Origin of the sequence: Pseudolactococcus hodotermopsidis (assembly GCF_011170085.1) — a bacterium.
Classification (GTDB): Bacteria; Bacillota; Bacilli; order Lactobacillales; family Streptococcaceae; genus Pseudolactococcus; species Pseudolactococcus hodotermopsidis.
In genome coordinates this window covers 23,175-41,988 of the sequence record NZ_BLLI01000011.1, presented here as the reverse complement: position 1 = coordinate 41,988, position 18,814 = coordinate 23,175, and the positions used below count along the sequence as shown (strand labels likewise).

Here is an 18,814-nt window from a genome sequence, read left to right as displayed (position 1 = left end):
TAACTTGATAACACGATACTTTTTCAATTCATTCACAGTGAGTAATATCCTTTTCATAAGTATTAGTTTAACATTTGGGACATTTTATGTTTCGACCTACTTAGGACATTATCACTTTCGAATGATATTTTTTGAAAACGTTATTTAAAAAGGGCTTGACAATATATATATATATATATATATATATATATATATTATAATAGGTTTGTATGGAAAAATAGATTGTTATATATTAAATATAAAGTGTATTTTGATAATAGATTAGACGGAGTAGAATATGACAGAAAAAAATCAACGAACACATAAGGAATCGTTAGATTCTGTAAAAGTAATTAAAACTGTAGGTGCGACACCAGCTAAGGTTATTGGACAATTTTTTGGTCGATATGTAGTTGTGATCATTGCGATAATCATCTTGGTAGTTGCCGGACCTTTTGCAATAAAAATTATGGGTTGGAGTTTACAAACTTTGAATCCAGCATATCTACAAAAACAAGTTATAGCAGATTTTAACAATTCAAAAGATGCTTATTCAACAATTGAGGGAACAAAAGTTGCCAAAGTTCCGCTTAATGGTATTGAAAAATTATTTTCGCAAAGTCCGACTTCAAGTGATACGATAATTATTTCTATTCCAAAAGTATTGAATATAAGTCCAATATTCAATGATGACACTGAAAAGTCACAGGATTTATTGAGGAATGCTTGGATTGAATCTGTTAATTCTGATAAGCTAACTAAAGAAGCGAAATATTATGAAATTATGTATAATGGCTCGGTAATTATAACTGGTGATAACAAAGGAAATGAAACTAAGAATGGTGATTTAAATGCTATTGATAAAAAAGAAATTACTCAGCAATTGAAATCGGAAATCAAACATCAAACAAAATATGAATTTCAAAAATGGGACGTGGTTGGTAAAAGAGAAGATGTTAAGTTTGAAAAAAACAAGAATATAGTCACTGTAGACGGCTATTTTATTGATAAAAATATCACACCAAATTGGGTGCCTAAATTTGGTAAGCCAATTTATCATGTTAGAGCAGAATTTAAGCATACAGACAATAAACTTGAATTTATATCCGGAAGTTTGAAAGTGAGTAAAAAATAAAATGAATAGTGAATACGTTGAAATTAAATGGAAAAAAAGTAAACTGTTATTAGTTGTTGTCTTGCTTATTGGAATAACTGTTTATTACACCAAAGGACGTAACAATGTTATTAATCGCTACGTTGAAGATAAAACACTTAAATTACAACTTTTTCCAAATGTTAAGGGTGTAGTAATCAAAAGTGAATTACAAGATAATTATTTTTCGGAAAAAACTTATAAAAAGTTGGAGATAACTATTCCTAGTTTTGCCTCAGTTAATGATGATACAGGAAAAAATACAAAATTAGCAACGCAAGTTATTGATAGAGATAAGCTAGATTCTGGAATTGAAGAGTGGTTGAAAACAACTTACGATAGTAATGAAGCTAAAAAAATGACAGATCATATTGTGATTTACTATCGTGATGATAAAATCATTGATGAGACATTTAGTAAATAGACTTGTTCCTAAACCCGTTCTCTTTCAAAATTGATAATGCCACAAATTAATTCAGCTCGATAATCAAAGCGCCTTCTCCTCTTCATTCAACTCATGATTTTTAGAACGCTTTTTGCAGGAATAAAAGTATTTTCATGAAAATTAAGAATGCCTAGATAACCTAAATCTACAACAAATAAGAAGGTCTTCTGGCAGAGTGCCACCTATGCTTTTCTTGAAAAGCTTAAAATCATGACAATGCCCTTCAGCGAGTGAGCAAAAGCTGATTTTCTAAACTTAGGCAACGTGGGCGCCCACCAGTCAGATGTTCTGCTTGATAAGCTTTGTTCAAAATTTCAAGCAATATGAGTAAATATCTTCCATAACATCAGTTTCACATTTTTTGTACGGTTTGGGAACAAGTCTATTATTTTCAGCTACACAAACCTATTTAGCGCCGGCTGATTTGGACGGCTGTCTTATTTCAGTTAGCTTAGCAGAAGAAATTTTTCGAGATAAAAAAATTGTCGGCAAAACCTTGTCTGTTAGATGGAAATGTGCTAACAGTGCGTGCAATTTTGACAAATGTGACCGACAAACGTCTTATTATGCGCCCAAAAGTAGCGAGTCATACTTTATTTGATAATAGTTTGATTAGAAAACCCAATCAACTCATTTCAGATAATACGCTAAAAAGTAAAGTGAGCAGTCAATTACAGCTGACAGGTGAAATCGTTGATTTTCCACTGATGACGGGACTTGTGACCTTATTGATGTTAGTGCCATTGCGTTTTCTGAGTTATTATTTTGTTAATCTGGTTATTTTATCTGAGACAAATTTCCCAATTATATCCCGTCAGAATGGTCAAAATTTGAATTTTATGGGCAATTATGGCAAGAAAAGTCAGTGGCACTTTGGTATTTTATCAAGATGCGTAAAGGATTTCAAAAAATGGGGTATCTTTTATTAAATCAGCGAAAGTTGAAAAATAAATTCGTCTGAAAAAATAAGAATTTCAAAGATTTTAAGTCAAGTCCTTGAAATTTTTTTAATTTATGGCGTAAATGACAGATTTTGCGAAAAAAATCATAAAAAAATGCGCTGAAACCCTTGACAAAATCACAAGCTCGGGGTACAATTACTATGTAAGTTAGTTTGATAAACGAACTATATAAAAAGGCATCATGAAAGGAAAAATAAATGGCATACGTATTAGGGATTGACTTAGGTACAAGCTCTCTAAAAGGTTTGTTGATGAATGAAAAAGGCGAGGTAATTGGCGAAGAAAGCTCTAGCTACCCGATTTCAACACCACAAACGGGGTACAGCGAGCAAGATCCAGACCTTTGGATTGAGGCAGCAAAGAAAGTGATTACACTTCTCGTGCGTACTTATCCGCAAATCAAAACGGGACTCAAAGGCATTAGTTTTTCGGGTCAAATGCACAGTTTAGTTGTTCTGGATGACAATAAAAAATCAATTCGTCCAGCGATTCTTTGGAATGACGTGAGAACAACCAAACAGTGTCAAGAAATCACGGAAAAAGCTGGAGATTTAGTCCTAAGCTTGACGAAAAATATCGCGCTTGAAGGGTTTACTTTGCCGAAAATTCTTTGGCTACAAGAAAACGAGCCAGAAAATTGGGCAAAAGTGCGTTATATGATGTTGCCCAAAGACTATCTTGGTCTCTGGTTGACAGATACGTTTGCGACTGATTTTTCAGATGCTGCGGGAACATTACTCCTTGATATTACCAAAAAAGAATGGGCCAAACCAATCTTGGCTACCTTTGATATTCCAGCAGAACGTCTGCCAAAACTCTTTGAGTCGCAAGAACAGATCGGCATTTTGACAGATGAGATTAGAGATTTGCTCGGATTTGAGGTCAATGTTCCAGTCTTTGCAGGTGGCGCTGACAATGCTTGTGCCGCTGTTGGTTCGGGCATTATCAAAGACGGTGCGGGCATGTGTTCTATCGGAACAAGTGGTGTTTTCTTGTCATTTGAAAATGATGCGTCTGCTGATTACGAGGGCAAACTTCATCTCTTCAACCATGCGGCAAAAGGCGATTACTACTCAATGGGTGTGACGCTTGCAGCGGGTAACAGCTTGGATTGGTTCAAAAATACATTTGCTGAGGGCAAGAGTTTTGCAGAATTACTCGGCGGCATTTCTGAACTTGCGCCTGGCGCTGACGGTCTTTTGTTTACACCTTATATCGTTGGCGAGCGCACACCGCACGTTGACAGCAAGATTCGTGGGTCATTCATTGGCATTGACACGCACCACACGCTGACACATTTCGCCAAAGCCGTGCTTGAGGGCATTACATTTTCACTCAAAGATTCGCAAGTCATGATGGAGACAGTTGCTGGCCGCAAGTTCGACCGTATCGTTTCTGTCGGTGGCGGTGCGAAAAATCCAGACTGGCTCCAAATGCAGGCTGATATTTTCAATGCCACAATCGTCAACTTGACGGTTGAGCAAGGGCCAGGGCTAGGTGCAGCCATGTTAGCGGCGATTGGTGCTGGTTGGTTTGAAAATGCGGCAGCAGCTGCAGAAGTCTTTGTTCATTACAAAGACGAATTTACGCCAAACGCTGAAAATGTTGCGACCTATGCAAAACTTTATAAACTCTATACAAAAGTTTATGGTGCAACAAAAGAACTCAGCCACGATTTATTGGCATTAAACTAAAAAATATATTATAAAAAGAAAAGGTAGAAAAAATGACAGATTTTAACTCAAAAGCCTATCTCGGCAAAGTTGACGCTTGGTGGCGTACAGCCAACTACATCGCAGTTGCGCAAATGTACCTCAAAAATAACCCCTTGTTGAAACAAGAAATTCAAAAAGAAGATGTTAAAAATCATCCAATTGGTCACTGGGGGACTATTTCGGGTCAAAACTTTATTTACGCGCATTTGAATCGTGTGATTAACAAATACGACCTCAACATGTTTTATATTGAGGGTCCTGGTCATGGCGGGCAAGTCATGGTTGCGAACTCTTATATTGATGGTTCTTACACTGAAATTTACCCAGAAATCACGCAAGATGAGGCTGGTTTCAAACAACTTTGTAAAATCTTCTCATTCCCAGGTGGTATTGCCTCGCATGCTGCGCCCGAAACACCGGGGTCTATCCACGAAGGTGGCGAGCTTGGTTATGCGCTTTCTCATGCAACAGGTGCGATTTTGGACAATCCTGACGTGATTGCAGCCACAGTTATCGGTGACGGCGAGGCTGAAACAGGTCCGCTTGCAGCAGGTTGGTTCTCAAATACATTTATCAATCCTGTCAATGATGGTGCTGTTTTGCCAATTCTTTACCTCAATGGTGGTAAAATCTCAAACCCAACAATCATGGAACGTAAATCAGATGAAGATTTGAAAAAATATTATGAGGGACTAGGTTGGGAGCCAATCTTTGTTGCGGGAACAGATGCTGAAGCCTTACATCCAGTTATGGCTGAAAAACTTGACCAAGCGATTGAAAAAATCAAAGCCATTCAAGCTGAGGCACGCAAAGGTAAAGCCGAAGATGCGACAATGCCAGCATGGCCTGTCTTGATTGTTCGGACACCAAAAGGTTGGACTGGTCCAAAATCATGGGACAATGAACCAATCGAGGGCGGATTCCGTGCGCACCAAGTGCCAATTCCGGTAGATGCCCATCACATGGCAGAAATTGATGCACTTGTTGACTGGTTGAAATCTTATCGACCAGAAGAATTATTCGATGAAAATGGCACAATTCGTGATGAAGTTCGCGAAATTTCTCCAAAAGGCGATCGTCGGATGTCAACCAACCCAATTACAAATGGTGGCATTGATCCAAAACCAATGGTCATCACAGATTGGAAACAACATGCCCTTGACTTCGCACCAGGTGCAGTTCTTGCGCAAGATATGGTCGAATTTGGTAAATTTGCCAAAGATTTGATTGTCGCAAACCCCGACAACTTCCGTATTTTTGGACCAGATGAAACAAAATCAAATCGTCTTAATGCAATCTTTGACGTCACTAACCGTCAATGGTTGGGGGCGAAAAAAGAAGATTACGATGAATGGATTTCGCCAGTTGGTCGCGTGATTGACGGTCAATTGTCTGAACACCAATGTGAAGGTTTCCTTGAAGGTTACGTTTTGACAGGTCGTCACGGTTTCTTTGCAAGCTATGAGGCTTTCTTCCGTGTGGTTGATTCTATGATTACACAACATTTCAAGTGGTTGCGTAAAGCCAAAGAACAATCTTGGCGCAAACATTATCCGTCACTCAACTTGCTTGCGACATCAACTGTTTTCCAACAAGACCACAATGGTTACACGCACCAAGATCCAGGTTTGTTGACACATTTATCTGAGAAAAAACCTGAGTTTATCCGCGAATATTTGCCAGCTGATACCAATACAATGCTTGCTGTTATGGCTGAAACATTGGCATCAGAAGAATTGATTAACTTGATTGTCTGCTCTAAGCAACCACGTCCGCAATTCTATTCTGCCAAAGAGGCTGAAATTTTGGTCAAAGAAGGTCTGAAAATCATTGACTGGGCGTCAACTGTTGGGGCTGATGAAGAACCAGATTTGGTTATCGCTGCAGCGGGTACTGAGCCTAACTTGGAGGCCTTGGCTGCTGTGACAATCCTCAAAGCTGCAAAACCTGAGCTTAAAATCCGTTTCATAAACGTTGTTGACTTGCTCAAACTCCGTCATCCAGATGTTGATCCACGTGGCTTGACTGACGAACAATTTGACGCTTACTTCACGACAGACAAACCTGTTGTCTTTGCTTTCCATGGTTATGAGGGCTTGATTCGTGACATCTTCTTTGATCGCCACAACCACAACGTCTTTATCCACGGTTATCGTGAAAATGGTGACATCACAACGCCATTTGACATGCGTGTCTTTAGCGAAATGGATCGTTTCCATTTGGCGCAAGATGCAGCAAATGCTGTTTATGGCAATGCAGCAGCAGACTTTTCTGCTGAAATGGATGCCATTATCGCTAAACACCACGATTATATCCGTGCCAATGGCGAAGATATTCCAGAAGTTGAAAACTGGAAATGGAGCTAAGAAATAGATGAGATTTTGATAATTTAATTCGCAATGTTGCGTTTAGAATTGTCTAAATTAAAAATTATCTTTAAAATATGATATAAGATATGTACTTTTGTACATATTTTATTATATAATTTATAGGGTAAGGAGCTAAAATAATGAGCATAAAAATTGAAAACGTAAGTCTTGGTGGTAACAAAACAACGCAGCTTATCAGCTTACAAAATGAGCAGTTGACAGTTGAACTTGTGTCTTTTGGCGCACATCTTTATCGTGTGCTTGCAAAAGATAAAAATGGTTTGCTTGAAAATGTTGTCTTAAATGTGACACCGATTTCAGATTTGGCGACTGATTTACAATATTTTGGGGTCACGGTTGGGCCAGTCGCAGGGCGAATTAAAAATGCCCAAATTGGCGACTTGAAACTTGAGGCCAATGAAAATGCTAATTCTTTGCATAGCGGATCGCAAGGGTGGTCGTTCCAAGAATGGGCGATTGAGACGCAAGAAACTGCTGAGGCTATAACCGTGACTTTTACTTACACGGATGAAAAATCCGGTTTCCCAGGTCCAATTGATGCCAAAGTTATTTATCGTTTGAGCGGTGCTAATTTGTCTATTGAATTTGTTGGCGAATCGCCAGTTGCTAGTTACTTCAATCCAACAAATCATGGTTATTTCAACTTGAGTGGCGAGTTGAAAGCTAATATTCGTCAGCAAGAATTGCAAATCACAGCCGAACATATTTTGGCGACAGATGTCGAATTGATTCCGACTGGCGAATTGCTTGCTGTTGCGGGAACTGCTTACGATTTTACAAGCGCTAAAAAGCTAGAAACTTGTCTGTCAGAATTGCCAAATGGTTTAGATACAGCTTTTGTTTTTGCTGAAAATGCTGCTGAAAATACGGTCAGTCTATTTGATGAGATGAGTGGTCGAACTTTGGAAGTAACGAGTGCTGCAAGGTCAGTCATCATTTACAGTGCGAGTGGTTGGAATCGCGATACGCAGGTCAATAACAAGCCAATGGTAAAAGAGCTAGGTTTGGCGATTGAGTTCCAAGAAATTCCCGATACGCCCAATCATCCTGAGTGGGGGAGTGTTGCGCTTTTACCGAATGTGCCAGTCTCGAAAAAAATTAACTATAAGTTTGGAGTGAAGTAAATGTCTAAAAATAAGAAAGTTATCGGTGTTGTTGGAGATTACTATCATCAAGGTTCAGCTACCGAGCAGTATATCAAGAAAACGCTTGAACAATTAGACGAAGAAGTGATGTATCAAACGGTTTCCTTAGAAAATTTGCCAGCTGAATTGGCTAAAAATCCTGATTTGGTCATCTTTTCAACGGAAAATCAGCAAACACCGACAGAGGCTAATCTTTCTGAATGGTTGACACCAGAGCTTGAACAACTGATTGTTGATTATGTTCACAACCGTGGTGGCAGTTGGATTGCCCTGCATTCAGGGATGTCAAATTATCCGACCGATTCAGATTATGTTCAAATGCTCAAAGGTTATTTTATCAGCCATCCTGAACAGTTGGCAGTAACTTATAAACTTGACTTGGGCGATGACTCAAGTGAGTTTACAATTCTTGATGAACATTATCAAGTTGGTATGGTTGATGAAAATACGCACATTTTCATGCGCAGTTTCTCTGATTATGGCGAATCAGTCGCAGGGTGGCGGCATTTTTACGGCATTGGTAAGGTAACAGGTTATGTACCAGCGCACAATGCTGAGCAAATGCTTGATGAGGTAAATTTAGCCATTTTCAAAAAAGTGATTGCTTGGTCACTCGTACATCAGTCTACTTGTAAATGGAAGGTTTATTTGTAATATGGTTGTTTTAAAACATTGACTACTTATAAAGTGATCAATGTTTTTGAAATAAATTAAATTTTTTTGTGAAAGTTCATTGACCAAACTAACTCTTATTGTTATAATTAAAAGTGAGAGAAGGTAATTGAATGGCTACGAAAGCAAATCTCGAATTGGTTCGGGAAAATAATAGAAAATTAGTTTTACAGACACTTTTTAATGCTGAACAGACAGCAAGAAGTTTGATTTCTAAAGAAGTCGGACTGCAGCGCTCAACCGTTTCATCCATTTTTGTTGATTTGGAAGAAGAAGGTTTTGTGCAAGAATTGGGTATCGGTGAGTCGTCAAATCTCGGCGGTCGTAAACCAAATGTGATTCGTTTTAATCGGAATTATGGCTACGTTTTGGCATTTGATATGGGTGTTAGGCACTTGCGTTACACGGTTAATCGTTTGAGTGGTGAAATTATCAGTGATGGTGCTGTTGGTATTAAGTCGAAAAATGTTTCGATCGTTTTTGACGAGATGATAAAAATTATCAATGAGATTGAAATTTCTGATACAATTAACGGCTTAGTCGGTATTGCGGTCGCTGTTCATGCGCCAGTTTTTGAAAATAAAATTGTTTATAGCCCATTTTTCGAGTTTGCTAATTTTGACTTAGTCAGCGAACTTGAAAAAGTGGCAAACGTGCCTGTTGTGATTGAAAATGAAGCCAATTTGGCGGCAACTTTCTATCGTGATTATCATGTTTATGAACAAGAGGAATCTTACAAAGATTTTCTTGCGCTCAATATTCACAATGGTATTGGGGTCGGCATTGTTTGTGAAAACCATATTTTCCGTGGTGTTGATGGTTTGGCAGGCGAGGTCGGTCGGACAATTATGTTTGGCGAAGGAACTAACATCCTAAAATGCGGCGAAACGCCGAGACTTGAAGATCTTTATTCGGAAAATGCGATTATTGATCGGGCAGCAAAACTCAAAAACGTTGCGCACATTTCCAGAAAAGAATTTTTAGATTTAATCAAGGCTAAAGATACGGCTATATTACCACTTTTAGCCGAGTGGCAGATGGCAATTGCAGCTTTTATTTACAATATTAACCAAATTTATGCGCCAGAAGCGATTTTTATCTCATCAAGAATCTTTGATAATTTCCCAGAAATCGCAGCTGAAACATTGGATAAGGTTGAAAGATTAGACAGCGTACACAAGCCAAAACTGATTGTTTCCAATTCATCTGTCCATGATTCATCAATGCTTGGCGGTGTTGCGTTGATTTCAAGAGTTGTCTTGGGCTTAAAAGGCTATGAATTGAAATTTTCGCTTTAGTCTGTTCAATCAACTCAACTAGTGAACGCCTCATTTCCGAGGGCGCATAACAAATTGACGGCAACTAGCCAATAAGTGCTTGTCAGTCTTAATATTAAAAAAGCAATTTCAGTTTAGCTGAAGTTGCTTTTTTGGCATTTTTTGAAAAATTTAAATATTTTTGTATGCCTAAAAAAGCAATATTTAAAAGGCTTTAGACCTTAAAGCTGAAAATAAACTTAAAAATTTATCGAAAAACTATTGACAAAATGACTGAAAGCGATTACAATAAGATATATAAGTTAGTTCGCTGAACAATCTAACTCAGATAACTTTTGATAAGTCAGTCGATTAAAGATTCTTGACATTAAAAGTTTGATAAGTTAGTTTAGGAAACAACCTAACTCAAAATTTAATATCTCGTGACTAACGAGAGGGAGGAAGAAAGAAAATGGTATACTTTCCAGAAGTAGAAAAAATTCAGTATGAGGGTGTGGGAACTAAAAACCCGTTCGCTTTTCGTCATTACAACCCGGAAGAAGTAGTTGAGGGCAAAACGATGAAAGAACATCTTCGTTTTGCGATTGCTTATTGGCACACAATGACACAAGATGGCTCAGATCCGTTTGGTAATCCAACCAACGAACGTCCTTGGTTTGGGGCAACACCGCTTGAAACAGCGAAAAATCGCGTTGAGGCTTTCTTTGAAATCTTGGTCAAACTTGATGCACCGTACTTCTGTTTCCACGATATTGACATCGCACCAGAGGGCGATACGCTCGAAGAATTTTATGAAAATCTTGATATTATCACTGATTTGATTAAAGCAAAAATGGACGAAACTGGCATTAAATTGCTTTGGAACACGGCAAATATGTTCTCAAATCCACGTTTTGTTAATGGTGCTGGGTCATCAAATAACGCTGATGTTTTTGCTTATGCAGCAGCACAAGTTAAAAAAGGTCTTGATATTTCCAAAAAACTTGGTGGCGAAAACTATGTTTTCTGGGGCGGACGTGAGGGTTACGAGTCACTTCTTAACACTGACATGAAACTTGAGCAAGATAATATTGCACGTTTGTTCAAAATGGCGATTGCTTATGGTGAAAAGATTGGTCATAAACCACAATTTTTGATTGAGCCTAAGCCAAAAGAACCAACGAAACATCAATACGATTTTGATGCGGCGACAACGCTTGCTTTCATCTTGAAATACGGTTTAGAGGGCGATTTCAAACTCAATCTTGAGGGCAACCATGCGACATTGGCAGGTCACACATTTGAGCATGAGTTGACAGTTGCGCGTATCAACGATGCGCTTGGCTCAATTGATGCCAACCAAGGCGATGTTTTATTGGGTTGGGATACAGATGAGTTTCCAACGAACGTTTTCGACACAACTTTGGTTATGCTTGAAATTCTTGAAAATGGTGGTATCGCACCTGGTGGGGTCAACTTTGACTCTAAGGTTCGCCGTTCATCATTTGCCAAAGAAGATTTGTTCTTGGCGCATATCGCTGGTATGGATACATTTGCCCGCGGTCTTAAAGGCGCGGCAGCGATTCGCAAGGACAACTTCTTGTCTGATTTGAAAGCCAAACGTTACGCTAGCTTTGAATCTGGTATCGGTGCAAGCATCGTTGCTGGCAATGAAGACCTTGAGAGCTTGACTGAATATTCACTCAAAAACGGCGCTAATATCAAGAATGAGTCTAGCCATATTGAGCTTGTGAAATCTCAATTGAACGACTACCTCGTTTAAATTTCTGATAGTATCAGAATTAAATTATCTTGTCAAATAAATTCGAGTTAATGATTTGACAGAAAACGACAAACTTAAAAAGGTAGGTTAAACTATGGCAAAAAACACAACTTTAACGCTAGCGCCGAAACAGCCGCTAGGGACACGCTTTGTGAGAGCGTTTAAGCAAAACTGGCAGTTGTATTCACTGCTTGTTGTGCCAGTTGGTTATCTGATTATCTTCCGCTACATTCCAATGCTTGGAAATGTTATCGCTTTGCGGCATTTCACACCAGGCGGTTCAATGTTCGGGGATAAATGGATGAGCGAACTTGGCGACGGCGACTTGTTCTATTACTTCAAACGTTTCATGTCAGATCCAACATTTTGGAAAATCTTCAAAAATACGGTTTTCCTAGGATTTGAAACATTGATTTTCACATTCCCACTTCCGATTATCTTTGCTCTTTTACTTAATGAAGTAACAGGTGTAAAATTCAAGAAATTCGTGCAAACAGCAAGCTATCTACCTCATTTCTTATCAATGGTTATTATTTCAGGGATGATTTTGCAATTGACTGGTACGAATGGCACGTTCAATAACATTATTGAGGCGTTGGGTGGTCATAAAATCATCTTCTTCCAAGATCCGAAATGGTTCCATCCGATTTATATCATTTCTCAGGCTTGGCAAGGCTTAGGTTGGGGTGCGATTCTTTATTTGGCGGCTTTGACAAATATTGACCCTGCCTTGTATGAGGCTGCCGTTATTGATGGCGCTAACCGTTGGAAACAAACGCTTCACGTAACGATTCCTGGTATCTTGCCAACAATTATCACATTGCTTGTTTTGAATATTGGTAGCTTTATGGCTGTCGGATTTGAAAAAGTTTTGCTCTTGCAAAATCCGTCAATCTATTCAACAGCAGATGTTATCTCAACTTATCTCTATCGTTTGGGGATTATGAGTGGTAGCTTTAGTTACGCCGCAGCAATTGGTATTTTTAACTCAGTCATTGGTCTTGTCTTAGTCTTGTTCTCTAACTGGTTAAGTAAGAAAATCACAAATACAAGTTTGTGGTAAGAAAGGAGAAGCACTTATGAAACATGAAACAACAGCTTATAAAGTGTTTAAATATGTCAATCTTCTTATTTTAGCACTCATTGTCTTTGTGACTGTCTTTCCGTTTTTGAACGTCATTGCGCAGTCATTTTCAAGTAAAGCAGCGATTGATGCAGGGCAAGTCAGCATTTTGCCAAAAGGTTTCAATACGGATACTTACAAATATCTGATGAGCGATAAAATGTTTTGGATAAACTATAAAAACACGCTTATCTATACAGTTGTCGGTACGGCGGTGTCGATTTTCTTGACAACAACTTTGGCTTACGCCTTGTCTAAAAAGCATGTGCCAGGAATTAAAATCTTTGTTGGTTTGGCAGTCTTTACGATGTATTTTGCGGGTGGTTTGATTCCTAACTATCTCTTGATTCGCCAATTGGGCTGGTTGAATACGATTTGGGCTATTATCATTCCGTCTGCGCTTTCAATCTATAACATGATTATCATGAAATCTTTCTTTGAAGGCATTCCTGAGGCATTGGAAGAAGCGGCAACGATTGATGGTGCTAATACTTATAAAATCTTCTGGTCAATTATCTTGCCATTATCTAAACCAATCATCGCAACAATGCTTTTATTCTATGCGGTAAGTGGTTGGAATGCTTGGTTTGATGCCTTCTTGTATATTGACAAGAAAGAATTGTTCCCAGTAACAGTTTATCTGCGTAATATCATCAAAGGTCAAGCTGACCAAACAGCAGGGGCTGCAAGCGATGCCCCAACAATTTCTGCCAATATCAAAGCGGTAACAATGTTCTTAACTGTTTTACCAATCCTTTGTGTTTATCCATTTGTACAAAAACATTTTGTAACAGGTATTATGCTTGGGTCAGTGAAATAAATTTAAAAGAACACTATTATATTTATTAATGGCGAAAGCCAAAAGGAGAAACGTATGAAATCTTGGAAAAAAAGCTTGCTTGTCGGCGCAGTTGCTTTGACAGCGGTAACAGCTTTGACAGCTTGCGGTAGCAAGAAAGACAAAGGCGCTGATGGTGCCGAAGATGGCTCGACAAAAATTTCAGCTGATTTTTCAAAAGCTGCAATGGACACATTTGAAGTTGGTGATCAATTTAAAGCAACTGAAGAATTTTCAGTTGACATCTTGTATCGTGATCATCCTAACTATCCTTGGGAAGATGATTGGTTGTTCAATACTGAGTTGAAGAAATTGACAAATGTTTCTGTCAAACCAGTCGTTACCCCAATGTCTGACTTGGAGCAAAAACGGTCGCTCATGATCAGTTCTGGTGATGCGCCAACAATCATGACTAACACAAATGCTGGTCAAGAGGCACAATTTGTCGCATCTGGTCAAATCTTGGCAGTTTCTGATTATCTTGAATATATGCCGAACTTCTCAGCACATATGGACGACTGGGGCTTGGCTGATTCAATCGACTCTATTCGTCAAAAAGATGGTAAATTCTACATGTTGCCAATGATGTTTGAAACACCAAATCCAGATTATTCATTGGCCATTCGTAAAGATATTTTCGATAAAGAAGGTATCGAAGTGCCTGAAACTTGGGATGACTTGAAAGCAGCGCTTAAAACGTTGAAAGCGAAATATCCTGATAACTTGCTTTATTCAGATCGTTGGAGCATGAATGCAACATTGAACTGGACTGGTACTGAGTTTGATACAGCAGCTGGTTGGGGTTACAATGGTAACAAATTTGACGAAAAGGCTGACAAATATGTCTACCAAGGGGCAACTGATGAATACAAAGAACTCGTGACTTTCTTTGCAGGAATGGTTTCTGAGGGCTTGATAGATAAAGAAAGTTTCACACAAGATGATCCAACAGCAGTTGAAAAATTTGTCAATGGTAAATCATTTGTGATTGGCACCAACGCCCAAGAAATGGTCGGTATGACTGATACAATGGATCAATCTATCGGCAAAGGGAAATATGAAGTTGTCCGTATCATGCTTCCAGCAGGTCCTGCGGGTCGTGTGATTGATGCCAAACGTATCAATGAAAACGGCATGATGATCTCAGCTAAAATCAAAGAAAATCCTAACTTTAAAGCGATTCTTCAATTTATTGACTGGTTGTGGTTCTCTGAAAATGGTCAACTCTTTGCACGTTGGGGTGTAGAAGGGACAACTTATACAACTGAAGGCGATCCTAAAAACGGTGGTAAAATTGTCCTTGCCAAAGATGTTAATACACGTGGTTTGAACCCAGAGGGTACTAAAGATTTGCAAAAAGACTTTGGTTTCGGTAATGGTGTTTTCGCTCACGGTAATGCAACTTGGTTGGTAAACTCTATCTACAATGATACTGACAAAGCTTGGGTCGAAGCGATGGTTGCAGGTTCTGAATACGCAGCTGTTAATCCACCAGCACCACTTGATGATTTGGATGCTGAAGAATTGGCAATCATTTCAACAAACTTGAAAGATACAGTTGACCAAGAAACATTGAAATTCATCCTCGGTCAACGTCCATTGTCTGACTGGGACAAGTATGTCAAAGATCTCGAATCTAAAGAAATGAAGAAATGGGAAGAAAAAACAAACGCAGCTTACAAAGAATATAAAGAAAAATATGGTAAATAAGCCGACGTTTGCTTGAAAAATAAAGAGAGATTAGCGTAAAAAACTAATCTTTTCTTTTGTTTGAAAAGGCGTGATACTTAAAAAAGTGTGACGCAGGCGCAAACGTCTGAGGCTTAAAAAGGAAATTTTACACTAGAAAAGGTATAATAGAAATAAGAACTAATATATTAGGTTGTTAGCGTGTCGATAAAAATGATGCGAAGTCTAAATTTACGACACATCACTAACAATAAGGAAATTTTAAAATGGTAGAAAATAAACAATTTACAGAAGGCAAGCTCTACGTCTTGTCTAAAAATATCTCAGATCTGTTCATCTGGCATATTTGCTTTTGCTTGGCGATTGCGCCCGTCTTTTTATGCTTGTTATTCTTAGAATTTTCGATGCGTAATGTTCTGATTTGGGCGCCGATTAGTATCCTATTAGCGCCAGCATTTTCAGCCGAAATCAGCTGTATGCTCTATAAAAATGACAATCCCAAAGATTTATTTAAAGGACAAGTCGTTCTATTTTGGCAGAGTTACAAGAAAAATTTTGTTGATGCGATCAAACTCGGTGCGATTTTCTGTACCATTATTGCGATTGTCATTGTTGACATTGCCAAGTTTCAAACATCTGAGACTTACGGCTTTCTTTCGTGGTTCTTCATCATTTTGCTCGCATTGGCACTCATTTTTGCGATTTATATGGGGATAATCAACGTCAAATTCAAATTCAGAATCCGCGATATGGCGGTCATGAGCCTATCTTATATGCTGTTAAACATCATTGCTTTGGTCAAAGTGATTAGTTTCACGGTTCTTTTCATTGCAGTCGTCTTTTATCTGGGGAATATGTGGCTGTTTATCGTCTCAACATTTTACATTTATGCGGTATTACACGAGTTGCTCCCCATGCTTGATTGGGTCAATGCGAACTTTATTGCCAAAAAGGAGGCAGCGTGATGGGTGTACAGAACCCGATTATCTCAGGCTTTGCGCCAGATCCATCAATTGTGCGTGTTGGCGAAGATTATTATTTGGTCAATTCCAGCTTTTCTTATTTTCCGAGTCTGCCGATTTATCACAGTCGTGATTTGAAAAGTTGGGCATTAATTGCCAATGCGATAACACGTCCCTCACAGGCAAATTATGCAGGTGGTCATACATCACGTGGTCAATTTGCCCCAACAATTCGTCATGACGGCGGAAAATTTTACATCATTTGTACTAACGTGAGTCATGGAGGTAATTTTATCATCAGCGCTGATGATCCGACTGCTGAATGGTCTGAACCACTCTATTTGCCAGATGCAGACGGTATTGACCCCTCGCTTTATTTTGAAAATGGTCGTGCCTATTATTGCGGCACGCATGGTCGAGACGGTGGCGAGTTGAACGGCGATAATGCGATTTACGTGGCAGAAATTGATTTGAAAACAGGTCAATTAGGTAAGAAAAAAGATATTTGGTGGGCAGCCATGCGTGATGCCGTCTGGCCAGAAGGTCCGCACATCAATAAGGTTGGCGATTATTACTATATTTTTTATGCTGAGGGTGGCACGGGTCTGAACCACGCCATTATGACGGCGCGCAGTCGGTCGATTTTTGGTCCTTATGAAAATTGTCTGCACAATCCAATCTTGACCCACCGTCATCTTGGTCCGAATTTCCCAGTCGTAAATGTCGGTCACGGCGATTTGTTTGAGGATGGTCAGGGCAATTGGTATCTGATTTGTCTGGCGAGTCGTTTATTTGACGGTGCGGACAATTTAGGGCGCGAAACTTTTATCGCCAAAGTGACTTGGCATGACGGTTGGCCTTTTGTCAATGAAGGGCTTGGGCAGCTTGACTTTGCAAATGTGCCACAAGTGAACACGCTGATGACCGATTTTTCATTGGCTAATCTTGAGGTTTTGCGTTTGCGCAATCCGATTGACGCTGATTATGCTTTTGAAAATGGTGTGGTTCGTTTGCGTGGTGGTGCTGATTTTGCTGATTTGACAACTTCGCCGACTTTTCTTGCTGTTCGGCAACGGACGATTGATTATGACTTGTCTGTCCGAGTGCAAAGTCAGAGCGAGGCGGGATTAGTCGTTTTCCAAAATGACAACTTTTTGATACGTTTAGCGATTATTGGCAAAAAGATAAAAGTGGTTCAGCGTGAAAATGGCGTGGATACGGTGTTGGTGCAAGTTGCGAAAAGTGCTGACTTGCTGAAACTTGTTTGTCGTGGTCAGAAATTGGCGTTTTATGTGGCAGATGAGCTGATTTTGTCAGATGTTTCGGCAACATTTTTGAGTACGAGACAGGCTGGCGGTTTTGTCGGGACGACTTTGGGCATTTATGCGCTTGGTCATGGCAAGGTTGCGACATTTAGCGAGTTGCGGTTTGAGATGAACTGAGTTTTGGCTCTTTGAGCCTCAACATCTTGTGAGAGGGATAAACTAATGAAAAATTGGCAAGTGATATTTGGTTATTTGAGTTCGGATTATCGGTCTTGGCCGAGTGATTTACAGGCTGAAAAGCAAGTTATCACGCTGAGGGTTGATGCGAGTGGCACAACGGTTCGGCTTGTTTTGGAAAATGAGTATGGGATTGAGTCGCTTGATTTTAGTTCGGTAACTTTGACGCATCAAGGACAGGATTATTCTGTGCAAGTTTTGCGACAGGCTGCTATTTCAGTTCGAGTTGGCGAGCGGCTTTGGACGGATCCGATTGCGCTTGATTTTAAGGCGGGGGATACTTTTGTGATTACCACGCAATTGGCGCATCCGACAACTGTAACGAGTGGTATTGTGACTTATTCTAATCAAGAAATGCAGGTTGAAAATGTCTATCAAGGGAATTTTGAGCCACAAGAAAAGCGGTTTCGTACCAAACAAGAAAATGCGATGCTAAATTTTGTTTATGGTTTTCAATACTTGACGGCTGTGACAACTGCTAAAACGGTTCATTTCTTCGGTGATTCATTGACTCAGCAAGGCTGGCTTATGGATGGTTTGAAACAACGTTTGCGTGATGAAAAACTGTCAGAATTTGGCATTGTCAATCTTGGTATTGGTGGCAATCTGATTTTGTCTGGGACGGATAGACCGCAATCAGACCCTTATTTCCGTCATGGTTATGCGGGTTTGGTGCGATTTGAGCGTGATGTTTTCAGTCTAAATGTGCCTGATACTGTGTTACTTTTCCATGGGATAAATGACTGTTTGTTTGGCGACAAAACTGCTGACCAGATTATCGCTGGCTTGACGACTTATCTTGCCACAATCAAACGTTATGGCAGTCGTGCTGTGGGCTGTACTTTGACACCTGCTGGGCATTCTGATTTTTATAGCGAGTGTTCAGAGCTTAAACGCCAAGCTGTCAATACATGGATTCGAGAATCGCCACTTTATGACCATGTACTAGACTTGGATAAAATCGCGCATATTGCACAAACACCGCACATTTTAAAAAGCTCGCTAGACCGTGGCGACGGCTTGCATTATAGTAAGGCCGGTGGTCATGAGTTAGCGCAAACATTGCCAAAAGCTGACTTGTTAGCTTTGTTTAATGGCGAAAATATATAAAGGGCATCTCTAAAAACTCAGATTTCCCAAATTTTACTAGATTTGGTCAAGCAGTTTTTAGAGATACCCCAAAATTTTAGGAGAAGAAAT

15 protein-coding genes and 1 pseudogene are annotated in these 18,814 nt (G+C 39.4%); 15 read left to right on the top strand and 1 reads right to left on the bottom strand.

The window, feature by feature from the left end; all coding sequences use genetic code 11:
* Positions 1-277: 277 nt before the first annotated feature.
* Both Hs30E_RS03165 and Hs30E_RS03160 read left to right on the top strand, forming a co-directional pair.
* Positions 278-1,114 carry a hypothetical protein gene (locus Hs30E_RS03165; protein WP_172207887.1) on the top strand — a complete coding sequence of 279 codons (837 nt, stop codon included), beginning with the start codon at positions 278-280 and terminating at the stop codon, positions 1,112-1,114.
* A 1-nt stretch (position 1,115) separates the two neighbouring features.
* Entirely contained in the window at positions 1,116-1,556 is a 441-nt protein-coding gene (locus tag Hs30E_RS03160) for a hypothetical protein (protein ID WP_172207885.1), read from the top strand.
* A gap of 66 nt (positions 1,557-1,622) precedes the next feature.
* Here the strand turns inward: Hs30E_RS03160 and Hs30E_RS11090 are convergent.
* A pseudogene (locus Hs30E_RS11090) lies at positions 1,623-1,826 on the bottom strand (IS5/IS1182 family transposase); the annotation flags it as partial.
* Between the two features lie 233 nt (positions 1,827-2,059).
* On the opposite strand from Hs30E_RS11090, the gene Hs30E_RS03155 reads away from it, so the two are divergent.
* From Hs30E_RS03155 to Hs30E_RS03095, 13 genes are all read left to right on the top strand, one after another.
* Positions 2,060-2,506, top strand: coding sequence for a hypothetical protein (locus Hs30E_RS03155; RefSeq protein WP_172207883.1), 447 nt, complete (start codon positions 2,060-2,062; stop codon positions 2,504-2,506).
* A gap of 230 nt (positions 2,507-2,736) precedes the next feature.
* Complete coding sequence (gene xylB / locus Hs30E_RS03150) at positions 2,737-4,233, top strand: xylulokinase (protein ID WP_172207881.1); 1,497 nt, start codon at positions 2,737-2,739, stop codon at positions 4,231-4,233.
* Between the two features lie 32 nt (positions 4,234-4,265).
* Positions 4,266-6,620 carry a phosphoketolase family protein gene (locus Hs30E_RS03145; RefSeq protein WP_172207879.1) on the top strand — a complete coding sequence of 785 codons (2,355 nt, stop codon included), beginning with the start codon at positions 4,266-4,268 and terminating at the stop codon, positions 6,618-6,620.
* 143 nt (positions 6,621-6,763) lie between these two features.
* Complete coding sequence (locus Hs30E_RS03140) at positions 6,764-7,768, top strand: aldose epimerase family protein (RefSeq protein WP_172207877.1); 1,005 nt, start codon at positions 6,764-6,766, stop codon at positions 7,766-7,768.
* Positions 7,769-8,443 carry a ThuA domain-containing protein gene (locus Hs30E_RS03135; RefSeq protein ID WP_172207874.1) on the top strand — a complete coding sequence of 225 codons (675 nt, stop codon included), beginning with the start codon at positions 7,769-7,771 and terminating at the stop codon, positions 8,441-8,443.
* A 131-nt stretch (positions 8,444-8,574) separates the two neighbouring features.
* Positions 8,575-9,759: an ROK family protein gene (locus tag Hs30E_RS03130; protein WP_172207872.1), complete on the top strand. Its 1,185-nt coding sequence runs from the start codon at positions 8,575-8,577 to the stop codon at positions 9,757-9,759.
* A 430-nt stretch (positions 9,760-10,189) separates the two neighbouring features.
* Entirely contained in the window at positions 10,190-11,500 is a 1,311-nt protein-coding gene (gene xylA / locus Hs30E_RS03125) for a xylose isomerase (RefSeq protein WP_172207869.1), read from the top strand.
* Positions 11,501-11,594: 94 nt separating this feature from the next.
* Positions 11,595-12,563 carry an ABC transporter permease gene (locus tag Hs30E_RS03120; RefSeq protein ID WP_172207868.1) on the top strand — a complete coding sequence of 323 codons (969 nt, stop codon included), beginning with the start codon at positions 11,595-11,597 and terminating at the stop codon, positions 12,561-12,563.
* Positions 12,564-12,579: 16 nt separating this feature from the next.
* Positions 12,580-13,443 (top strand): carbohydrate ABC transporter permease, encoded by an 864-nt coding sequence (locus Hs30E_RS03115; protein ID WP_172207866.1) that lies wholly within the window; start codon positions 12,580-12,582, stop codon positions 13,441-13,443.
* A 54-nt stretch (positions 13,444-13,497) separates the two neighbouring features.
* Positions 13,498-15,171, top strand: a complete 1,674-nt coding sequence (locus tag Hs30E_RS03110; RefSeq protein WP_172207865.1) for an ABC transporter substrate-binding protein — start codon at positions 13,498-13,500, stop codon at positions 15,169-15,171.
* 245 nt (positions 15,172-15,416) lie between these two features.
* On the top strand, positions 15,417-16,115 hold the full coding sequence (locus tag Hs30E_RS03105; RefSeq protein ID WP_172207862.1) for a YesL family protein: 699 nt from the start codon (positions 15,417-15,419) through the stop codon (positions 16,113-16,115).
* Positions 16,115-17,554 (top strand): glycoside hydrolase family 43 protein, encoded by a 1,440-nt coding sequence (locus Hs30E_RS03100; protein ID WP_172207861.1) that lies wholly within the window; start codon positions 16,115-16,117, stop codon positions 17,552-17,554. The genes Hs30E_RS03105 and Hs30E_RS03100 overlap by 1 nt, the downstream gene beginning before the upstream one ends.
* A 45-nt stretch (positions 17,555-17,599) precedes the next feature.
* The gene (locus tag Hs30E_RS03095; protein ID WP_172207859.1) at positions 17,600-18,724 is read left to right on the top strand and encodes a GDSL-type esterase/lipase family protein; all 1,125 of its coding nucleotides are present in this window, start codon (positions 17,600-17,602) and stop codon (positions 18,722-18,724) included.
* Positions 18,725-18,814: the final 90 nt, after the last annotated feature.

Excerpts from the sequence above, each read along its gene's own strand:
- Hs30E_RS03165 (WP_172207887.1), top strand. The coding sequence starts at position 278 with ATGACAGAAAAAAATCAACGAACACATAAGGAATCGTTAGATTCTGTA.
- Hs30E_RS03160 (WP_172207885.1), top strand. The coding sequence starts at position 1,116 with ATGAATAGTGAATACGTTGAAATTAAATGGAAAAAAAGTAAACTGTTA.
- xylB (WP_172207881.1), top strand. The coding sequence starts at position 2,737 with ATGGCATACGTATTAGGGATTGACTTAGGTACAAGCTCTCTAAAAGGT.
- Hs30E_RS03145 (WP_172207879.1), top strand. The coding sequence starts at position 4,266 with ATGACAGATTTTAACTCAAAAGCCTATCTCGGCAAAGTTGACGCTTGG.
- Hs30E_RS03140 (WP_172207877.1), top strand. The coding sequence starts at position 6,764 with ATGAGCATAAAAATTGAAAACGTAAGTCTTGGTGGTAACAAAACAACG.
- Hs30E_RS03135 (WP_172207874.1), top strand. The coding sequence starts at position 7,769 with ATGTCTAAAAATAAGAAAGTTATCGGTGTTGTTGGAGATTACTATCAT.
- Hs30E_RS03130 (WP_172207872.1), top strand. The coding sequence starts at position 8,575 with ATGGCTACGAAAGCAAATCTCGAATTGGTTCGGGAAAATAATAGAAAA.
- xylA (WP_172207869.1), top strand. The coding sequence starts at position 10,190 with ATGGTATACTTTCCAGAAGTAGAAAAAATTCAGTATGAGGGTGTGGGA.
- Hs30E_RS03120 (WP_172207868.1), top strand. The coding sequence starts at position 11,595 with ATGGCAAAAAACACAACTTTAACGCTAGCGCCGAAACAGCCGCTAGGG.
- Hs30E_RS03115 (WP_172207866.1), top strand. The coding sequence starts at position 12,580 with ATGAAACATGAAACAACAGCTTATAAAGTGTTTAAATATGTCAATCTT.
- Hs30E_RS03110 (WP_172207865.1), top strand. The coding sequence starts at position 13,498 with ATGAAATCTTGGAAAAAAAGCTTGCTTGTCGGCGCAGTTGCTTTGACA.
- Hs30E_RS03105 (WP_172207862.1), top strand. The coding sequence starts at position 15,417 with ATGGTAGAAAATAAACAATTTACAGAAGGCAAGCTCTACGTCTTGTCT.
- Hs30E_RS03100 (WP_172207861.1), top strand. The coding sequence starts at position 16,115 with ATGGGTGTACAGAACCCGATTATCTCAGGCTTTGCGCCAGATCCATCA.
- Hs30E_RS03095 (WP_172207859.1), top strand. The coding sequence starts at position 17,600 with ATGAAAAATTGGCAAGTGATATTTGGTTATTTGAGTTCGGATTATCGG.